This window comes from Catenulispora pinisilvae, assembly GCF_015356865.1.
Classification (GTDB): domain Bacteria; phylum Actinomycetota; class Actinomycetes; order Streptomycetales; family Catenulisporaceae; genus Catenulispora; species Catenulispora pinisilvae.
In genome coordinates, this window is sequence record NZ_JAAFZA010000230.1 from 1 (window position 1) to 16,482 (window position 16,482).

The window sequence follows — 16,482 nt, forward strand, 5'->3', positions numbered from 1 at the left end:
CCGGCACGTGATCGCCGCCGTAGATCTCGCTGGAGGGGAAGACGAAGCCTCGGCTGCTACGTCTTCCAGCGCGCGCGCATCGACGAGATCCCCACCGGCCGCCGCCCGACTCCCGAAGGACAGTCATGCCCCGACGAGCGCCGTCCGCGCTGATCGCCGTCTTGTTGCTGGTCGGCCCGCTCGCCGGATGCGGTAGCACCTCAGGATCGGCGACCGCTCCGGCGGCCGCACAGGGGTCGGGATCCTCCGCCGCCGCCGTGGTACCGCTGAGCCATCCCGAAGAGCCGCGGCTACCGGTCACCGTCACCTCGGCCGACGGCCGACGCGTCACGATCGGCGCCGACCGCCGCATCGTCCCGCTCAGCGGCAGCCTGTCCGAGCTCGTGTTCAGTCTCGGGCTGGGCGGCCGGGTGGTGGCGCGCGACGTCTCCACGACGTTCCCGCAGGCGACCGGACTGCCGCTGCTGAGCACGAACCACATCATCAGCGCGGAGAGCGTCCTGGCCGAGCATCCCGACGTGGTCCTGGCCGACAGCTCGACCGGGACGTCGAACGCCACCGCGATCTCGCAGATCCGGGCCGCGGGCGTGCCGGTGGTCACCTTCGCCGACCCGCGACAGCTCTCGGACATCGACCTGCGGATCGCCGCCGTCGCCGACGCGCTCGGCGTACCGCAGGCCGGTGCGGCACTGGCTCAGCGCACTGACACCGACCTCGCCGCGGCGCAGCACGGCGTCCGGACCGGGAGCGCCAAGCCCCGCGTCGCCTTCCTCTACCTGCGCGGCACCGCCTCGGTGTACCTGATCGGCGGCGAGGGCTCCGGGGCCGAATCGCTCATCGCCGCCGCCGGCGGGACCGACGCCGGGGTGGCCGCCGGGTTCAAGGCCCCGTTCACGCCGATCACCAGCGAGGCGCTGGCCGAAGCCGGACCGGACGCCATCCTGGTCATGAGCCGGGGACTGGCGTCGGTCGGCGGCGTCGACGGGCTGCTGAAGATCCCCGGCATCGCGCAGACCCCGGCCGGACAGCAGCGGCGGATCATCTCGGTCGAGGACGGCGAGCTGCTGAGCTACGGGCCCCGGACGCCGGCTGTGCTCCAGTCGATCGTCGCGCAGCTGTTCGCCGGGCAGCCCGCGAAATGACGGCCGGGAGGAACCAGACAGCCGACGCCGAGGCCACCGCGGACGCTCTCGGCACCGAGGACATCTCGGACACGCCCGGCACCGAGAGCACCGCGATCGCGGCCAGTACCCAGTGCATCGCAGACGCCGTCAGCGCCACCCGCCCGAGCGCCATCGGACCGGCGCCACACCCCGCGCGCCGCCGCCCACCGACGCGGATCATCATCCTGACAACCGGCCTCAGCGCGGCGCTGGCCACCCTGATCCTGCTCGCCTGCGGCCTCGGAGCGTTCCACATCGCGCCGGCCGACGTGGTCGGCTCCCTGGCGCATCGGGCGCACCTGGGCGGCCATCGGCTCAACCCGGTCGCCGAATCAGTCCTGTGGGACGTGCGGATGCCGCGGGTCGCGCTGGCCGTCCTGGTCGGCGCGTGCCTGGGGTGTGCCGGGGCGCTGATGCAGGGCGTGTTCGGCAATCCGCTGGCCGATCCCGGCGTCATCGGCGTCTCCTCCGGCGGGGCGGTCGGGGCGGTGGCGGTGATCGTGTCCGGGGTCCAGGTGCTCGGGCAGTGGACGGCGAGCGCCGCGGCCTTCGTCGGCGGCCTGGTGACGGTGTTCGCCGTGTATCTGCTCTCCCGCTCCGGCGGCCGCACGGAGGTGCTGACGCTGGTGCTCACCGGCATCGCGGTCAACGCCCTGGGCGGCGCGCTCATCGGGGTGCTGCTGTTCCTGGCCGACCCGGTTGCCGTGAACGAGGTCGCCTTCTGGCAGCTGGGCTCGCTGAGCCAGGCGACCTGGCCGCAGGTCGGGGCGGTGCTGCCGTTCGCGGCCGTCGGGTTGCTGGCCGCCCCGCGGTTCGCCGGGCGGCTGGATCTGCTGGCGCTCGGCGAGGGTCCGGCGCGGCATCTGGGGGTGGACGTGGAACGGCTCCGTCTGGTGCTGATCACCTTGGTGGCCGTGCTGACCGCGGCGGCGGTCGCGGTCAGCGGCATCATCGGCTTCGTCGGGCTGGCGGTCCCGCATCTGCTGCGGATGGCCGCCGGGCCCGGGCACCGGTTCCTGATCCCGGGCAGCGGGCTGGGCGGCGCGGTGGTCCTGGTCGCCGCCGACCTCGCGGCCCGGACCGTGGCGGCCCCGGCCGAGCTCCCGCTGGGCGTGCTGACGGCGCTGCTGGGCAGCCCGGTCTTCTTCTGGCTGCTGCGCCGATCGCGCGCGGCCCGCGGCGGGTGGGCCTGATGCGGCGCCGTCCGGAGCCGCCGGCCCGCCGTCCGGCCGGCGCGCTGATCGCCGAGGCGCGGGCGGTGCATCTGGCGCGGGGCGGCCGCACGGTCCTGGACGGCGTCGATCTCGGCGTGCGGGCCGGAACGCTGCTGGCGTTGCTCGGCCCGAACGGCGCGGGCAAGTCCACGCTGCTGGCCGTGCTCAGCGGCGACCTGGCCCCGGACAGCGGCCGGGTCCTGCTGCACGGCCGCCCGCTGCGCGACTTCCGCGCGCCGGATCTGGCGCTGCTGCGCGCGATGCTGCCGCAGTCCTCCCCGGTGAGCTTCCCATTCTCCGCGCTGGAGGTGGTCCGGATGGGCCGCGCGCCATGGGCCCGGTACGCCACCTTCGACGAGGACGAACACGCGGTCGCCGAGGCCCTGGCGGTCACCGAGTCCCGGCACGTGGCCGAGCGGCCCTATCCGGCCTTGTCCGGCGGCGAGCGGGCCCGGGTGTCCCTGGCCCGGGTCCTGGCTCAGCGGACGCAGCTCCTGCTGCTGGACGAGCCGACCGCCGCCCTGGACCTGCGGCACCAGGAGCTGGTCCTGCGCACCGCCCGGGACCGCGCCGCGGCCGGGGACGCCGTGGTGGTGGTGCTGCACGATCTCAGCCTGGCGGCCGCCTACGCCGACGCCGTCGCGCTGGTGCATCAGGGCCGGGTCATCGCGCAGGGGCGGCCGGCGGAGGTGTTGGAGGAATCAATGCTCAGCGACGTCTACGGCTGCCCGGTCGAGGTACTCCCGCACCCGACGCACGGCACGCCGTTGGTGGTGCCGGTCCGGACGCCGCCGGCCTGAGAGGCCGCCGGTCTGCGCGACCGGCTGCCTGAGAGGTCAGCCGCTATGACAGGCCACAGTCCTGGTCGGTGGCGTACCAGGCTTCCTCGAACAACGCGCGGACCGCCTGCCGCAGCTGGCTGATTTCCGTAACCGGGGAGGGGAACTGGAAGCGCGCGTCGAAGCTGCCGTCCCGGTCGCTGAACCGGATCCGCAGCCCGAAGCGGTCCAGCGCCAGCGGGACCACCTCTTGCGGCACCCCGGACGCGGCCCGCTGCCGGTCCACCAGGGCACACAGCCAACCCAGTTCGGTACCGTGCGCGGCTGCCAGATGCTGGAGCAGCTCGGCCTCGTGCCCGGCCAGCGGATCGGGCTCGGCCGCGGCGAAGTCGTCCGGCTCCACCAGTTCGGTGCCCCACGCGTCCTCCAGCCAGACCTCGCCGACCTCCAGTCTCAGCAGGCTGTGAGCTGCCAGCGGACCCCGTTCGTCCAGCGCGCCGTGCTCTTCCAGCGGGCTGTGCTCTTCCAGCGGGCTGTGCTCTTCCAGGGGACCGCGCTCTTCCAGCCACGCGACATCGGCGCCGTCGGGCACCGGCGTGAGCCAGCCGGCGATCCGCGCCCGGCTGCGGACCCGGTCCGCGACGGCGACCGGCGCGACGTCGGTGAGCTCCAGTACCGCGACGACCTCGTCGGCCTCGGCGTGCCGGACCGCGCGGACCGCGGGCGAACCGGCGGGCAGCCGCAGCACGATGTCGGCCTCGGCGGTCACCATCCGCCTGACCGGCAGCATGCTGAGCGGGTCGACGACCGTCAGGCCCGGGATGACCAGCAGGGCCGAGGAACTGCCCGTGGCCAGTGTCCGGGCGCGCGAGGCACCCGTCGGCTTCGCCGGTACCGCGTCCTGGTGGCGGCACCACCGACCACACCGCTCATCGGCACAGACGGTTGCGGCACGTTCGACCCGGCGTGACATGCGATCTCCTCCGCTTGGTTAGGTAAGGCTTACCTAAGATACAAGAGGAAGCCTCGGACGGCACATTATTCGACGACAAAGGCTTTCTTGACCCTTTGATCGTGCTCTGATACTCATAGAGACATGAAGCGGGTCCGGCTGGTCTCCAGGTGCCACATCGACTTCGGTCGCGTGTGGTCCACTTCGTGTTGCCGTTGATCCCCACCGCTCACCGAGTACGTTCCTCAGCTCTCTGAGCACGTCCTTTCAGCGCGCCCTCTCCCGTTCCGGAGCGGGAGTTCTCCATGCGCGCGCCCAGGGACCGACGGTTAACTACTGGTAAAGCCAGGATTTCAGGTCTTTTCAGGACACTGATACGGCCGTACCTTCTCCATCAACGCATCACCACAAGCAGGGGACTCGTGTCCCCGCCGACGGTGCTGCGCACCCACCGCATTGCTTCCCTACCCCAAGGAATGGCTCATGCCTGTCAACAGCTCTGTCAACCGGCGAATACGACGGACGATCGGTGTGCTCGCCGCACCGCTGCCCGTCTTCGTGCTCGCCCTCCCGGTGGCGCACGCCGCCGCCTCGGCCGGTGCCGCGTCGGCCCGGACCGCCGTCGCCGGCACCGCCGCGCCGCACCTGGCGGCCGGCGCCGTGCGGACCGGAGCGGTGGCCGCCGACACCCCGCTCACGCTCCAGATCAGCCTGACGCCCCGCGACCAGGCCGGGCTGGACGCGTTCCTGCGCAACGTGTCGGACCCCGCATCGCCGCAGTACAAGCACTACCTGACCGTCGCGCAGTACGCGCAGAACTACGGCGCCACCGACGCCCAGATCTCGGCGCTCACCACATACCTGCGCGGCCAGGGCCTGACAGTCGGCGCGCTGACCGCCAACCGCCAGACGCTCGCCGTCAGCGGCACCGCCGCGCAGGCCGAGAAGGCGTTCGGGGTGCAGCTGGGGACATGGCACGCCGACGGCCGCGACGTCTTCGCCAATACCGCGGCGCCGACGCTGCCCACCGACATCGCCTCGATCGTGTCCAGCGTGGCCGGGCTGTCCAACGCCTCGCTGCGCACTCCGAGCTACCACGTCCAGAGCCAGAGCCAGGCCGCGCCGCACGCCGGCACCGTCCTGACGCCGACCAAGGCGCGCGGCGGCTACAACCTCACCAGCCCGATCGCCGCCGGCGACAACGGCTCGGGCCAGACCATCGGCCTGGTCGAGTTCTCGGCCTACTCGGCCTCGGCGGTCGCGGCCTACAACAGCAAGTACAGCCTCGGCGCCGCGGCGGCGACCGTGGTGAACGTGGCCGGCGGCACCACCGACACCTCCGGCTCGGTGGAGGACGAGCTGGACATCGAAGTCGACAACGCCCTGGCGCCGAAGGCCAACGTGAAGGTCTACGAGGCGCCCAACAGCGACGCCGGCGAGGTCGCCCTCTACGCGGCCCTGGTCAGCGCCGACGTGCCGGTGATCTCCAGCAGCTGGGGCGAGCCGGAGAACCAGGAGAACAACCTCACCTCCGACGACGCCGACTTCAAGGAGGCCGCGGCGCAGGGCCAGTCCGTCTTCGCGGCCTCCGGCGACAGCGGGGCCAAGGACGACGGCTCCACCCTGTCGGTCGACTACCCGGCCTCGGACCCCTACGTGAGCGGGGTCGGCGGCACCAACCTGACCGTGTCCTCGTCCAACGCCTGGAGCAGCGAGACCGGCTGGTCCGACAGCGGCGGCGGCCAGTCCGACAAGTGGACCACCCCGGCGTTCCAGGCCCCGGTGAACACCAGCGGGCACCGCGAGGTCCCGGATGTCTCCGCCGCCGGCGGTGACAGCAGCCCGTGGTACATCGACGCCGACGGCAGCTGGACCGACGTGTGGGGCACCAGTGCCGCCGCGCCGAACTGGGCCGCCTTCGTCGCCGACTACAACACCGCCGCGGCCAAGGCCAGCAAGGCGAAGTTCGGCTATGCCAACAGCTTCATCTACACCGTCGCCCGCAGCTCCAGCTACAACACCGACTTTCACGACATCAAGAGCGGCAACAACGGCGGCTACAGCGCCGGCACCGGCTACGACGAGGTGACCGGCTGGGGCTCCTACAACGCCGCGCAGTTCATCGCGAACAAGCTGTAAGGAACCTGCTTAGATAAGAACCCTTCTACAGACACGACTCGTTCCGGTTGGCAGGGCCCTGCCAGCCGGAACGAGTCGTTGTTCAAGACTCCTGCGGATACTCGGGCGAATACTCAGATCAGAGTGTCGTCGGTGACGACGGGGCCGGCGGTGATGTGCAGGGTGCGCACCCTCGGACTCGCCGTCGCATCGCCGTTCTGGTCGAGATAGAAGATGTGCGTGAACGGGGCGCGGATGACTGTGTCGGGCTCGCTCTTCTTGGCGACCGTCGCTTCGCCGCGCAGGATCACGACGTCCTCGACGCTCCAGGTCTGCACCGTCTCGTGCGTGGTGATGAGCGGGGCGTCGATCGTGACGAAGAAGTCCTTGATGGCCTCGACGCCGCGGACCAGGGCCGTCCCGAAGATCATCTCAGTGTGCTGATCGAAGAGAGCCGCGAAGGCCTCGCCGAACTCAAGAGTGTCGATCTCGCGCATGTAGGCATCTATCCACGCCGCTGTGTCAGTCATGCTTATCAGACCCTTTCCGGCGCGGGCAGCGCCGGCAGCCCGGCCAGGAAGGCGTCGATCTCGGCGTTGACGGCTTCGGGGTTCTCCCGCGCGGCCAGGTGGCCGGTGTGCAGCAGCACCTTGAACGTGGCGGTGGGTATCGCGTCGGCCATGCGGCGCACCACGTGCACGGGGAACTGGCTGTCCTCCTCCCCCGCGATGACGAGCACCGGGACGTCGGTGATCGTCGCCAGCAGCCGGTGCTCGTCACGGCGGCCGATCAGGATGCCGCGAAGGGCCCAGGCCACCGACTTCGGGTCGTTGCGCAGGATGACGCTCAGGTAGTCGACGAACTCCGGGCGCTCGGCCTCGGCAGTGGGGCCGGCGAACGCACCGCGGGCGGCCCGAAGCGCTATCGCGGGCATCTTCGAGTTCAGCGACAGGTAGCCGGACAGAGCCGTGGCCCAGATGCTCTCGAAGGTGGTCGGCAGCGATGCGGTGCAGTTGATGCCGATCGTGGCCAGCGCCCGGTCCGGGTGGTAGGCGGGGAAGACCCCGGCCAGCATGCCGCCCCAGCTGTTGCCGATCAGCACGGCCTTGTCGATGCCGAGCGCGTCCTGGATCTGCACGAGCGCGTCGGCGCACTCCTTCAGGTCGATGATGCGGCGCAGCGCGTCCGACTTGCCGTGTCCGGGGCTGTCGATGAGCACGACGCGGTGCGTGCCGGCGAAGTGCTCGTACTGCCGGCGCCACATGGTGCCGTCCATCATCAGGCTCGGCCAGAAGATGAGCGCCGGGCCCTGCGGCTCGCCGCCGTCCCGCACGTTGATCAGCCCGAGCGAGGTGGGGATCAGCCGCTCGGAAACGCCCTGCAGCCAGGTCTCGGTCATGGTGTGTCGTCCTCTCACTGCGCGGGGGCCGGGTTCCTGCCCCACGCATAGGACGATATTGCAACTAGTTAGGAGATGCAACCAGTGGGACCAGGTTCGATGCCGCGATCGGCTCGTGACAGGCACTACAGGCGAGGTAGGGCTCGGTCTCGTTGCCGCAGCTGGTGTGCAGGAGCGGGCGGCGCACGCCCGACCCGGCCGGACCCGAGCCCGAACCCGAACCGTCAGTCCCGTCCGACCCGCCCACCGCCTGCCCGCGCTCCTCGGCCCAGCGGGTGATCGCCACGATCGCCGGCACCACGAGCTCGCGGGCCGCGTCGGTCAGCTGGTACTCGTACCAGGGCTTGTCCTCGCGGTAGGCCCGCTTGCTGAGCAGACCGAGCTCGGTCAGGTCGTTGAGCCTGGTGGTCAGGATGTTCGCCGAGATACCGAGCGCCCGCTTGATCTCGCCGAACCGGGTGGTGCCGAAGAACACCTCGCGCAGGATCTGGTAGTTCCAGCGCTCGGAGATGGTCGCGAGGAAGGTCTGGCCGTGCTCGAACACGACGGGCTTGGACTTGGTCGGCACCGGGCCTCCTGGTTTCACAGTGATACTAGTTAGTGAAATCTATCACTGTTGGCATCAGTGCAGGTCCGTTGCGGTAGCCGGACCGGGTGTCCGCGTCAGTCCAGCAGCTTGCGGACCAGGACGACCAGCCGCGCACGTTCGGCGGTCGCCAGGCGCCCGGTCATCGGCACCAGCCGGGCGTCGACCTGCGCGGTCACGACGGCGGCCAGGCGGCGGCCCTCGTCGGTGAGGCTGAGGCGGGTGGCGCGGGCGTCGTCGGCGCTCGCGGTGCGGTGGACCAGGCCGCGGCGGACGGCGCGGTCGACCAGGCCGCTGACCGAGGAGCGCTCCAGGCCCAGGAAGGCGGCCAGGTCCGCGATGCGGGGCTCGCGGTCGCGCAGGATGGCCAGCATCCGCAGTTGGGTCAGGGACAGGTCATGGGCGGCGGCCGATTCGGCGAGCAGGGCGGTCACGGTGAACGCGGTTTCGGCGAGCGCGTCGGTGATGGCGCTGGTGGGTGCGGTGGTCGCCGGGTCGGTCGGGTCGGTCGGTTCGGGGCCCGGCGCGTCATCCGCGGCCTTGACCACGTCGACCGGGTCGACCGGGTCGACCGGGTCAGAATCGCGGGCAGGGCGTCGGCTCATGCCAGCAGTCTAGAGAATAGGTCGTGTTGCCATCTAATTTAGGTTGCAATACCATCTATCTCGATAGCCCTTCCAGCCCCTGAACGCCCTCCGGGAGACCCGCCATGCACGCGGCAGTCGTCACCTCCTTCGACCACACTCCGACCTTCAGCGAGTTCCCCGCCCCGGTCCCCGAGGGCCCTGACCAGCTCCTGGTGGACGTCCTCGCCGCCGGATTGCACCCGCGCGTGCGCTCCCAGGCGAACGGCTCGCACTACACCAGTACCGACCAGCTTCCGCTGATCCCCGGCATCGACGGCGTGGGCCGGGACGCGGACGGGAACCTGCGCTACTTCATCCTGTTCGACAGCCCCTACGGCGCGATGGCGCAGCAGACGCTCATCGACCCGCGCCGCAGCGTCGTGCTCCCGGCCGACGCCGATCCGGTGCCGTTGGCCGCCGCCATGAACCCGGCCATGTCCAGCTGGGTCGCGCTGCGCCGGCGCACCACGTTCACGCCCGGCCAGTCGGTGCTCGTCCTGGGCGCGACCGGCAGCGCCGGGCGGATGGCCGTGCAGGTCGCCAAGCACCTCGGGGCGGCCCGGGTAGTGGCCGCGGGCCGGGATCCGCGGGCGCTGGCCGAGTTGCCCGCGCTCGGCGCCGACACCGTCGTCAGCATCGCCGGTCCCGCCGCCGAGGCCGCCGACCGGCTGGCCGCCGCGGCCGCCGACACCGACGTCGTCCTGGACTACGTGTGGGGCGAGCCGACCGCGGCGGCCATGGCCGCGATCGTCACCGGCCGCGCCGACCGGGCCAAGCCTTTGACCTGGATCGAAATCGGCTCGGTGAGCGGGCGCGAGGCCCTGATCCCGTCCGCGGCCCTGCGCGCGTCCCGGTTGCAGATCATCGGCAGCGGGCAGGGCTCGGTCCCGACCGCCGACATCGCCGCCGAACTGCCCGCGCTGGCCGAGCGGATCGCGGCCGGGGACTTCGCCGTCGACGCCCGCGCCGTCCCGCTGTCCGAGGTCGAGAAGTCCTGGGACGACTCCGGGGACGGGAAGCGGGTCGTCTTCGTCCCCTGACGTCCCCTGACGTCCCTAGCCCAACACTGTCCGGCCGCCCGGTCGCCTCGCCCGATGCGGGTCGATCGCAGTCGTCGCCGTCACGGACATCCCGAGCAGCGCCACCCCGCCGACCGCGACCAGCGTCAGGAGCGTCGCGTCCGGCGTGAAGTGCAGGTGCGTCCGGGTGACGGCGACCGCGACGATGCTGATCGGCAATGTGGTGGCCAGCAGACCGGCTCTGGTGTAGCCGTAGCGGACGAACAGCGGGAACTGGATCGACACCGACAGCGCGAACGCCGCCCAGGACAGTGCCACGATCATCGCGACCTTGGGCCCGCTGAAGGCGATGTGCTGCTCCCGCGCGAGGACCAGCGCCACCGGCGTCCCCACGCCGACGGTGACGGCGAAGATTGCCAGAGCCCATAGATAGTGGCCGACCAGAAGCGAGCGCCGCGTCAGGGGCAGCACCGCATACAGCTTCTACCAGGAGTCCGGCGGCAACCTGGTGCTCCTGAAGGGCACCCAGGTGCTGTGGAGCGCGGGTATCAGCTACCACTACGGCGCGCAGACCAATATGCAGAGCGACGGCAACCTGGTCACGGCCTGGCTGGGCGAAGCGCTCTGGGCCTCCAACACCGGCGGCAACACCAACGCCTCCCTCGCCGTGCAGAACGACGGGAACGTGGTGATCTACCACGGTTCCACGCCCCTGTGGGCGACGAACACCGCCGGAGACTGACGGAGACTGACGGAGACCGGCGCGATCGTGGGGGTTGGGACGACGTCCCATATCAGCATCCGCTGATCATGGGCTAGCCTGACCCCCACGATCGAGCGGAGGGGGGACCGGGCGTGGACGACACCGCAACGGGGTTGGGGGACGACCCGCTGTCGCCGGGGTGGACGCCGCCGGAGATCGACACCACCAAGGCCCATCCCGCCCGCATCTACGACTGTCTGCTCGGCGGCAAGGACCACTTCGAGGTCGACCGGCAGGCGGCCGAGGTGGTTCTCAAGGCCCTGCCGAGCGCGCGCGAGATGGTCCGGGAGAACCGCGCGTTCCTCGGGCGGGCCGTGCGCCACCTGGCCGAGGCCGGTATCACCCAGTTCCTCGATATCGGGACCGGCATCCCCGGGCCCGGGAACACCGGTGACGTCGCGCGCTCGGTCCAGCCGGACGCGCGCGTGGTCTACGTCGACTACGACCCGGTGGTCGCCGTCCACTCCCGCGCGCTGCTGGCCGGCGCCGATCCCGCGCTGACCGCGATCGTCGTCGCCGACGTGCGCGAGCCGGCTTCGGTCCTGGACAACCCGGCGGTGCGCGCCGTCCTGGACTTCGACCGGCCGATCGCGGTCCTGATGGTCGCGCTGCTGCACTTCATCAAGCCCGAGGAGGACGCGCACGGCATCGTCGCGGCCATCGGCGACGCCCTGCCGCCCGGCAGCGCCGTGGTGATCTCGCACGGCACCGACGGCGGCGACCCCGAGACCTCCGCCGAGGCGCGCAAGGGCTGGGACAACGCGACCTCCCAGTTCACGGTCCGCGACCGCAAGGACATCACCGCCCTGTTCGACGGCCTGGAACTGGTCGCGCCGGGCGTCGTGAACGTGCCGCTGTGGCGCCCGGACGGCGCGGCGCGCGAGGACTGGGCCGGGATCTGGTTCGATGGCGGAGTCGGATTCAAGCGGTAGGCCTGCCGGTTCACGCGGTGGGGCTGCCGGGCTCACATGGTCGACCCTTCGCGGGGTCGGCCTTTTGAAGGAGATGAAGCGCCATGCCATCGACTCCCCCGGAGCGGCGCAGGCCGACCGCCCTCATCGTCGGCGCCTCGCGCGGCCTCGGACACGGCCTGGTGGCGGAGTTCCTGGACCAGGGCTGGGACGTCATCGGCACCGTCCGCGACACCTCCGCGCGGACGCCGCTGCATGAGCTCGCCGAGCGCGCCGAGGGCCGCGTCACGATCGAGAAGCTCGACATCAACGAGCCCGGCCACCTCGGGCCGCTGCACGAGCGGCTGGCCGGCCGCGAACTCGACCTGCTCCTGATCAGCGCGGGCACCACCAACAGCCAGCAGAAGCCGATCGCCGAGGTGAGCACCGCCGACTTCGTCGACGTGATGGTCACCAACGCGCTCAGCCCGATGCGCGTCATCGAGGCGCTCCAGGACCTGGTGACGCCCACCGGCCTGATCGGGGCGCTGTCGTCCGGGCAGGGCAGCATCACGAACAACGCGACCGCGGGCCGCGAGGTCTACCGGGGCAGCAAGGCGGCGCTGAACATGTTCATGCGCAGCTTCGCGGTCCGGCAGGCCGACACCCGGCGCGGCTTCATCCTGCTGGCACCGGGCTGGATCCGCACCGACCTCGGCGGGCCGGACGCGCCGTTCACCCTTGAGGAGAGCGTCCCGCTGCTGGTGGATGTGCTGCTCTCCAAGATGGGCAGGCCCGGTCTGGAGTATCTGGACCGCTCGGGCAACACAGTGCCCTGGTGACCCCACGACGGCTGTTTCCCGGGCCTTGGCATTCAGCTGCTTAATATTAACGAATCCTTTGCCTCGTTCGGTATTCCGTTTGTCACCGTGCGTATCTAGCATCACCGGTGCTGCCTTCCCTACGCCCGTACTCACGCGTCAGGAGACATCCCCATGCGCATGTCCCGCAAGACCCTGTCAGTGTCCGCAGCCGTCGGCGCGGTCGCGATCGCGGCCGCCGTCGTCCCGTACGCCACCGCCTCGCCCGCCCCGACGAAGTCCGCGGCCACCGCCGGCACGGTGCCGACCCCCGACCACGTCGTCGTCGTGATGGAGGAGAACCACTCCTACGACGACATCATCGGCAGCTCGGACGCCCCGTACATCAACTCCCTGGCTTCCTCCGGGGCGCTGCTGACCGACTCGTTCGCGGTCACCCACCCGAGCGAGCCGAACTACATGGCGCTGTTCGGCGGCGACACCTTCGGGCTGTCCTCGGACGCCTGCCCGACCAACGAGGGCAACACCGCCAACCTCGGCTCGGAGCTGCTCGCGGCCGGCAAGACCTTCACGGGCTACTCCGAGGGCCTGCCGAAGACCGGCTCGACGACCTGCTCCTCCGGCTCGTACGCGCGCAAGCACTCGCCGTGGATCAACTTCAGCAACGTGCCGACCTCGGACTCGGTGGCGTTCAGCAAGTTCCCGACCGACTACTCCACGCTGCCGACCCTGTCGTTCGTCATCCCGAACCTGGACGACGACATGCACGACGGCACGGTCGCCGAAGGCGACTCCTGGCTCCAGAACAACCTGTCGGCGTACGCGACCTGGGCCCAGTCGCACAACAGCCTGCTGATCGTCACCTGGGACGAGGACGACTACACCGAGAGCAACCAGATCCCCACGATCATCGAGGGCGCCGGCGTGAACCCCGGCCAGTACAGCGAGCAGCTCAACCACTACAACGTGCTCGCCACCCTGGAGCAGATGTACGGCCTGGCCCCGGTCGGCAACAGCTCGGGCGCCGCTGCCATCACCGACATCTGGAGCTGAGCACGCGCCTCACCCCGTAGCGAACGGCGGACGACCCGGCCTTCCGTCCGGGTCGTCCGCGGCGTGCTGCGAACAGGGTCCTGACACCAGACCGGGACCCTGTCACCAGGACGACGAAAGGAACCCCGACCGTCATGCGCCGTGCCTCCTGGCAGGTACGCCTCGCGGTGCTCCCGATCATGGTGATCGTCGCCGCGGCAGCGGGCGTCGCCGGATCCCACCCGGCGAGCGCCGGCGGCCCGATCGCCGTCCGCAGCGCCGGCTGCGGCACGCCGCCCCCGGCCGCCGACGCGGGCCGCGTCGAGTTCGCGGTCACCGACGACACGAGCGTCTTCGCGACCGTCTACCTCGTCGACAGCGCGAACCTGGTGTACGCGGAGATACCCTGGCTCACGCCGGGCCGCACCCTGCCGCTGGCCACGACGCTCGGCGCGGGCCGGTACGCGATCCGGTGCGTCCTGTCCACCGGCAAGGTCCACACCACGTCGCAGTTCTCTGTCTCAGGGACAACGTCAAACCCGGTCGCCGGTTACAAACCGCTGCCCGACCTGGACATGACCGCGCCGGTCAACGCCTACCGCGCCTGGCTCGGCGCCGCCCTGCCCAAGCTGCTGGCAGCCAGCCAGAGGCTGGACGCCGACGTGGCACGCGGCGATCTGCAAGCCGCGAAGGCGGACTGGCTGCCGGCCCACCTCGACTACGAGCGCCTGGGTGCCGCGTACAACTCGTTCGGCGACTTCGACGCGGCGATCGACGGGACCCCGGCGGGGCTGCCGGACGGCACTGCGGACAAGAACTGGGCCGGTCTGCACGCCGTCGAATACGCACTCTGGCACGGCGCTTCCGCATCGGATGTACGACCACTGACGCAGGCGCTCGTCGCCTCGGTCCAGGGCCTGATCGCCGACTTCCCGAGCGAGGAGGTCGATCCCGGCGACCTGCCGCTGCGGGCCCACGAGATCCTGGAGAACACGCTCGAATTCCAGATCACCGGGGCCTCCGACGCGGGCAGCGGCACGAGCCTGGCCACCGCCTATGCGAACACCGAGGGCACCCTGGAAGTAGTCAGTGTGCTGACTCCGCTGATCAACGACCGGGATCCGGGCTTGCCCGCCAAGCTCGGCGGCGAGATCACCGCCCTGCAAGGCGACCTGCTGGCGGCCCGCGACGGCTCCGGCACCTGGACTCCGGCCCCGGCCATCGGCACCGCGCAGCGCCAGCGCATCGACGCCGACCTGGACCAGCTGCTCGAAGACCTGTCCACGATCCCCAACCTGCTGGCCCCGAGGACGAACGCATGACCGGCCTGGCGAGACGATCATTCCTGCGCGGCGCGGCGGTCGGTGCCGCTTCGGCGGCTGCGGTCGGCGGTGCGGCGGGAGTCGCCGCGGCGGCGGTCGCCGACTCCGGCCCCGGGCCTTCTGGTCGGCGCATCGGTTTCGAGGGCGCGCATCAGGCCGGCATCGTGACCGAGCAACAGGATGCTGCCACGTTCGTGGCGTTCGCGGTCACGGCTCGGGACAAGGCGTCACTCACCACACTGTTCCAGACCCTCACGGATCGTGTCAGGTTTCTGACGTCTGGAGGTCTGCCTGCGGCTACCGACGTGGCGTCCGCTCCCACCGACAGCGAGACGCTCGGCCCGCACGTCCCGTCCGACGGCCTGACGGTGACGGTCGGGGTCGGGGCGCCGCTGTTCGACGACCGCTTCGGCCTGGCCGGCCGCAAGCCGGCCCGGCTGACCGCGATGCCGGTGTTCGCCGACGACCATGTCGAGGGCTCCACGGAACTCCATGGTGACGTGCTGCTCCAGATCTGTGCGGACTCCCGGGACACGGTGATGCACGCGTTGCGCGATATCGCCAAGCACACTCGCGGGGGGATGCAGCCGTCCTGGAAGATCGACGGCTTCCACGCGGCGTCGCGCCCGGACGGAACGCCCCGCAACCAGCTCGGTTTCAAGGACGGGATCGCCAACCCGGACGTGTCGAAGACGTCGGTGACCGAGGAGCTGATCTGGACCCGGGGCGGCGGCGCCGAGCCGGCTTGGACCGAGGGCGGCTCCTACCAGGTGGTCCGGATCATCAGGATGCTGGTGGAGTTCTGGGACCGGGTGTCGCTGCACGAGCAGGAGAACATGATCGGCCGGCGGCGGGACAGCGGGGCGCCGCTGGACGGCTCGGCGGAGCGGGACACGCCTGACTATCCGGCGGATCCGCGCGGGCTGGTGATACCCATGGACGCGCACATCCGACTGGCCAACCCGCGCACGTCCGCAAGCACCGCACAGCAGATCCTGCGCCGGGGCTACAACTACGAGCGCGGGCTCGATGTGAACGGCAACCTGGACGTCGGGCTGATCTTCTGCTGCTACCAGCAGGACGTGCAGCGGCAGTTCCAGGCGGTGCAGGAGCGGCTGGCGGGCGAGCCGCTGGTCGACTACATCCAGCCGACCGGCGGCGGGTACTTCTTCGCGCTGCCGGGGGTTCGCGATGGTGGGGACTTCTTCGGGTCAGGGTTGTTAGGGCACTGAGATCGCCTGAGGTCACCGAGGCTGTAGCACGCTGATCACCGAGGCTGGAGCACGTCGCCGTACCGTTCCCAGCGCGGCCACGGCCCGAAGTGGATGGCGTACCACTGCCCGCGCCAGGACAGCAGGGAGAAGACGCCGAACGAGTGCGACTGGCCGTCGAGCGTGTACCGGACGCGGGTGCCGTAGAGGCGGTAGTAGGAGATCTTGTTCTCCTCGGATCCGGGCGGCATCCACTCCGCGTCGGCGGCGGGCACATCGATGCCGACCAGCTGGGCCCGCTGCGCGCCCGCGCCGAGCAAGCGATGAGCGGCGTGAACGTCCAGGTTGAAGTAGCCGAGGAGGCGATAGTCGTAGTCGCCCCCTGCGTTCCACAAGGCTTTCAGCTGGATGTACGCGGTCTTCGGGAAGAAGAACGGCTGGGCTTCCTGCGGGTTGTCGTCCACGATGCCCTGCCACAGCGCGTGCAGCCGGGTCTGGAACTGCGGATCGGTACTGCTGGGCAGGGCCCGGGTCTGCGGGAGGGTGCCCGGGTCGATGGCCGGCGGGGCGGGCGGCGCGGGGTCTGG

General features: G+C 70.8%; 18 protein-coding genes. 11 read left to right on the forward strand and 7 right to left on the reverse strand.

Annotated elements, in window-relative coordinates; translation table 11 throughout:
• The first annotated feature begins 125 nt into the window (after positions 1-125).
• The 3 genes from IZR01_RS39535 to IZR01_RS39545 are packed head-to-tail and all read left to right on the forward strand — an operon-like array spanning position 126 to position 3,177.
• Positions 126-1,142 carry a heme/hemin ABC transporter substrate-binding protein gene (locus IZR01_RS39535; protein ID WP_194926835.1) on the forward strand — a complete coding sequence of 339 codons (1,017 nt, stop codon included), beginning with the start codon at positions 126-128 and terminating at the stop codon, positions 1,140-1,142.
• On the forward strand, positions 1,139-2,356 hold the full coding sequence (locus IZR01_RS39540; RefSeq protein ID WP_194926836.1) for a FecCD family ABC transporter permease: 1,218 nt from the start codon (positions 1,139-1,141) through the stop codon (positions 2,354-2,356). The genes IZR01_RS39535 and IZR01_RS39540 overlap by 4 nt, the downstream gene beginning before the upstream one ends.
• Entirely contained in the window at positions 2,356-3,177 is an 822-nt protein-coding gene (locus tag IZR01_RS39545; protein WP_194897442.1) for a heme ABC transporter ATP-binding protein, read from the forward strand. Before IZR01_RS39540 ends, IZR01_RS39545 begins: the two co-directional genes overlap by 1 nt.
• A 43-nt stretch (positions 3,178-3,220) precedes the next feature.
• Here IZR01_RS39545 and IZR01_RS39550 read toward each other — a convergent pair whose 3' ends face one another.
• On the reverse strand, positions 3,221-4,129 hold the full coding sequence (locus IZR01_RS39550) for a DUF2470 domain-containing protein (protein ID WP_228561119.1): 909 nt from the start codon (positions 4,127-4,129) through the stop codon (positions 3,221-3,223).
• Between the two features lie 462 nt (positions 4,130-4,591).
• On the opposite strand from IZR01_RS39550, the gene IZR01_RS39555 reads away from it, so the two are divergent.
• Positions 4,592-6,247, forward strand: a complete 1,656-nt coding sequence (locus IZR01_RS39555; protein WP_194926837.1) for a S53 family peptidase — start codon at positions 4,592-4,594, stop codon at positions 6,245-6,247.
• 113 nt (positions 6,248-6,360) lie between these two features.
• Here the strand turns inward: IZR01_RS39555 and IZR01_RS39560 are convergent, their stop codons facing one another.
• The 4 genes from IZR01_RS39560 to IZR01_RS39575 all read right to left on the reverse strand — a co-directional run bounded on the left by IZR01_RS39560 (position 6,361) and on the right by IZR01_RS39575 (position 8,816).
• Positions 6,361-6,756: a nuclear transport factor 2 family protein gene (locus IZR01_RS39560; protein ID WP_194926838.1), complete on the reverse strand. Its 396-nt coding sequence runs from the start codon at positions 6,754-6,756 to the stop codon at positions 6,361-6,363.
• 5 nt (positions 6,757-6,761) lie between these two features.
• Positions 6,762-7,625 (reverse strand): alpha/beta fold hydrolase, encoded by an 864-nt coding sequence (locus tag IZR01_RS39565; protein ID WP_194926839.1) that lies wholly within the window; start codon positions 7,623-7,625, stop codon positions 6,762-6,764.
• Between the two features lie 64 nt (positions 7,626-7,689).
• Positions 7,690-8,193, reverse strand: a complete 504-nt coding sequence (locus IZR01_RS39570) for a winged helix-turn-helix transcriptional regulator (RefSeq protein ID WP_194926840.1) — start codon at positions 8,191-8,193, stop codon at positions 7,690-7,692.
• Between the two features lie 95 nt (positions 8,194-8,288).
• Positions 8,289-8,816: a MarR family winged helix-turn-helix transcriptional regulator gene (locus IZR01_RS39575; protein WP_194926841.1), complete on the reverse strand. Its 528-nt coding sequence runs from the start codon at positions 8,814-8,816 to the stop codon at positions 8,289-8,291.
• 104 nt (positions 8,817-8,920) lie between these two features.
• On the opposite strand from IZR01_RS39575, the gene IZR01_RS39580 reads away from it, so the two are divergent.
• On the forward strand, positions 8,921-9,877 hold the full coding sequence (locus IZR01_RS39580; protein ID WP_194926842.1) for a quinone oxidoreductase family protein: 957 nt from the start codon (positions 8,921-8,923) through the stop codon (positions 9,875-9,877).
• Positions 9,878-9,892: 15 nt separating this feature from the next.
• Here the strand turns inward: IZR01_RS39580 and IZR01_RS39585 are convergent, their stop codons facing one another.
• Positions 9,893-10,327: an ABC-2 transporter permease gene (locus tag IZR01_RS39585; protein WP_194897449.1), complete on the reverse strand. Its 435-nt coding sequence runs from the start codon at positions 10,325-10,327 to the stop codon at positions 9,893-9,895.
• Positions 10,328-10,364: 37 nt separating this feature from the next.
• Here IZR01_RS39585 and IZR01_RS39590 point away from each other — a divergent pair, with 37 nt between their 5' ends.
• From IZR01_RS39590 to efeB, 6 genes are all read left to right on the forward strand, one after another.
• Positions 10,365-10,598: a hypothetical protein gene (locus IZR01_RS39590; protein ID WP_194897450.1), complete on the forward strand. Its 234-nt coding sequence runs from the start codon at positions 10,365-10,367 to the stop codon at positions 10,596-10,598.
• Between the two features lie 113 nt (positions 10,599-10,711).
• Entirely contained in the window at positions 10,712-11,551 is an 840-nt protein-coding gene (locus IZR01_RS39595) for an SAM-dependent methyltransferase (RefSeq protein ID WP_323746568.1), read from the forward strand.
• An 83-nt stretch (positions 11,552-11,634) separates the two neighbouring features.
• Positions 11,635-12,351, forward strand: a complete 717-nt coding sequence (locus tag IZR01_RS39600; protein WP_194897451.1) for an SDR family NAD(P)-dependent oxidoreductase — start codon at positions 11,635-11,637, stop codon at positions 12,349-12,351.
• A gap of 153 nt (positions 12,352-12,504) precedes the next feature.
• Complete coding sequence (locus IZR01_RS39605; protein ID WP_194897452.1) at positions 12,505-13,383, forward strand: alkaline phosphatase family protein; 879 nt, start codon at positions 12,505-12,507, stop codon at positions 13,381-13,383.
• A gap of 134 nt (positions 13,384-13,517) precedes the next feature.
• The gene (locus IZR01_RS39610) at positions 13,518-14,684 is read left to right on the forward strand and encodes an EfeM/EfeO family lipoprotein (protein WP_194926843.1); all 1,167 of its coding nucleotides are present in this window, start codon (positions 13,518-13,520) and stop codon (positions 14,682-14,684) included.
• Entirely contained in the window at positions 14,681-15,916 is a 1,236-nt protein-coding gene (efeB, locus tag IZR01_RS39615) for an iron uptake transporter deferrochelatase/peroxidase subunit (protein ID WP_194926844.1), read from the forward strand. Before IZR01_RS39610 ends, efeB begins: the two co-directional genes overlap by 4 nt.
• A 35-nt stretch (positions 15,917-15,951) precedes the next feature.
• Here the strand turns inward: efeB and IZR01_RS39620 are convergent.
• On the reverse strand, positions 15,952-16,482 hold a 531-nt coding region (locus IZR01_RS39620), incomplete at its 5' end, for a hypothetical protein (RefSeq protein ID WP_194926845.1).

What these genes read in the sequence shown, in the direction of transcription:
- IZR01_RS39535 (WP_194926835.1), top strand. Translation starts at nt 126, where the DNA reads ATGCCCCGACGAGCGCCGTCCGCGCTGATCGCCGTCTTGTTGCTGGTC.
- IZR01_RS39540 (WP_194926836.1), top strand. Translation starts at nt 1,139, where the DNA reads ATGACGGCCGGGAGGAACCAGACAGCCGACGCCGAGGCCACCGCGGAC.
- IZR01_RS39545 (WP_194897442.1), top strand. Translation starts at nt 2,356, where the DNA reads ATGCGGCGCCGTCCGGAGCCGCCGGCCCGCCGTCCGGCCGGCGCGCTG.
- IZR01_RS39550 (WP_228561119.1), bottom strand. Translation starts at nt 4,129, where the DNA reads ATGTCACGCCGGGTCGAACGTGCCGCAACCGTCTGTGCCGATGAGCGG.
- IZR01_RS39555 (WP_194926837.1), top strand. Translation starts at nt 4,592, where the DNA reads ATGCCTGTCAACAGCTCTGTCAACCGGCGAATACGACGGACGATCGGT.
- IZR01_RS39560 (WP_194926838.1), bottom strand. Translation starts at nt 6,756, where the DNA reads ATGACTGACACAGCGGCGTGGATAGATGCCTACATGCGCGAGATCGAC.
- IZR01_RS39565 (WP_194926839.1), bottom strand. Translation starts at nt 7,625, where the DNA reads ATGACCGAGACCTGGCTGCAGGGCGTTTCCGAGCGGCTGATCCCCACC.
- IZR01_RS39575 (WP_194926841.1), bottom strand. Translation starts at nt 8,816, where the DNA reads ATGAGCCGACGCCCTGCCCGCGATTCTGACCCGGTCGACCCGGTCGAC.
- IZR01_RS39580 (WP_194926842.1), top strand. Translation starts at nt 8,921, where the DNA reads ATGCACGCGGCAGTCGTCACCTCCTTCGACCACACTCCGACCTTCAGC.
- IZR01_RS39600 (WP_194897451.1), top strand. Translation starts at nt 11,635, where the DNA reads ATGCCATCGACTCCCCCGGAGCGGCGCAGGCCGACCGCCCTCATCGTC.
- IZR01_RS39605 (WP_194897452.1), top strand. Translation starts at nt 12,505, where the DNA reads ATGCGCATGTCCCGCAAGACCCTGTCAGTGTCCGCAGCCGTCGGCGCG.
- IZR01_RS39610 (WP_194926843.1), top strand. Translation starts at nt 13,518, where the DNA reads ATGCGCCGTGCCTCCTGGCAGGTACGCCTCGCGGTGCTCCCGATCATG.
- efeB (WP_194926844.1), top strand. Translation starts at nt 14,681, where the DNA reads ATGACCGGCCTGGCGAGACGATCATTCCTGCGCGGCGCGGCGGTCGGT.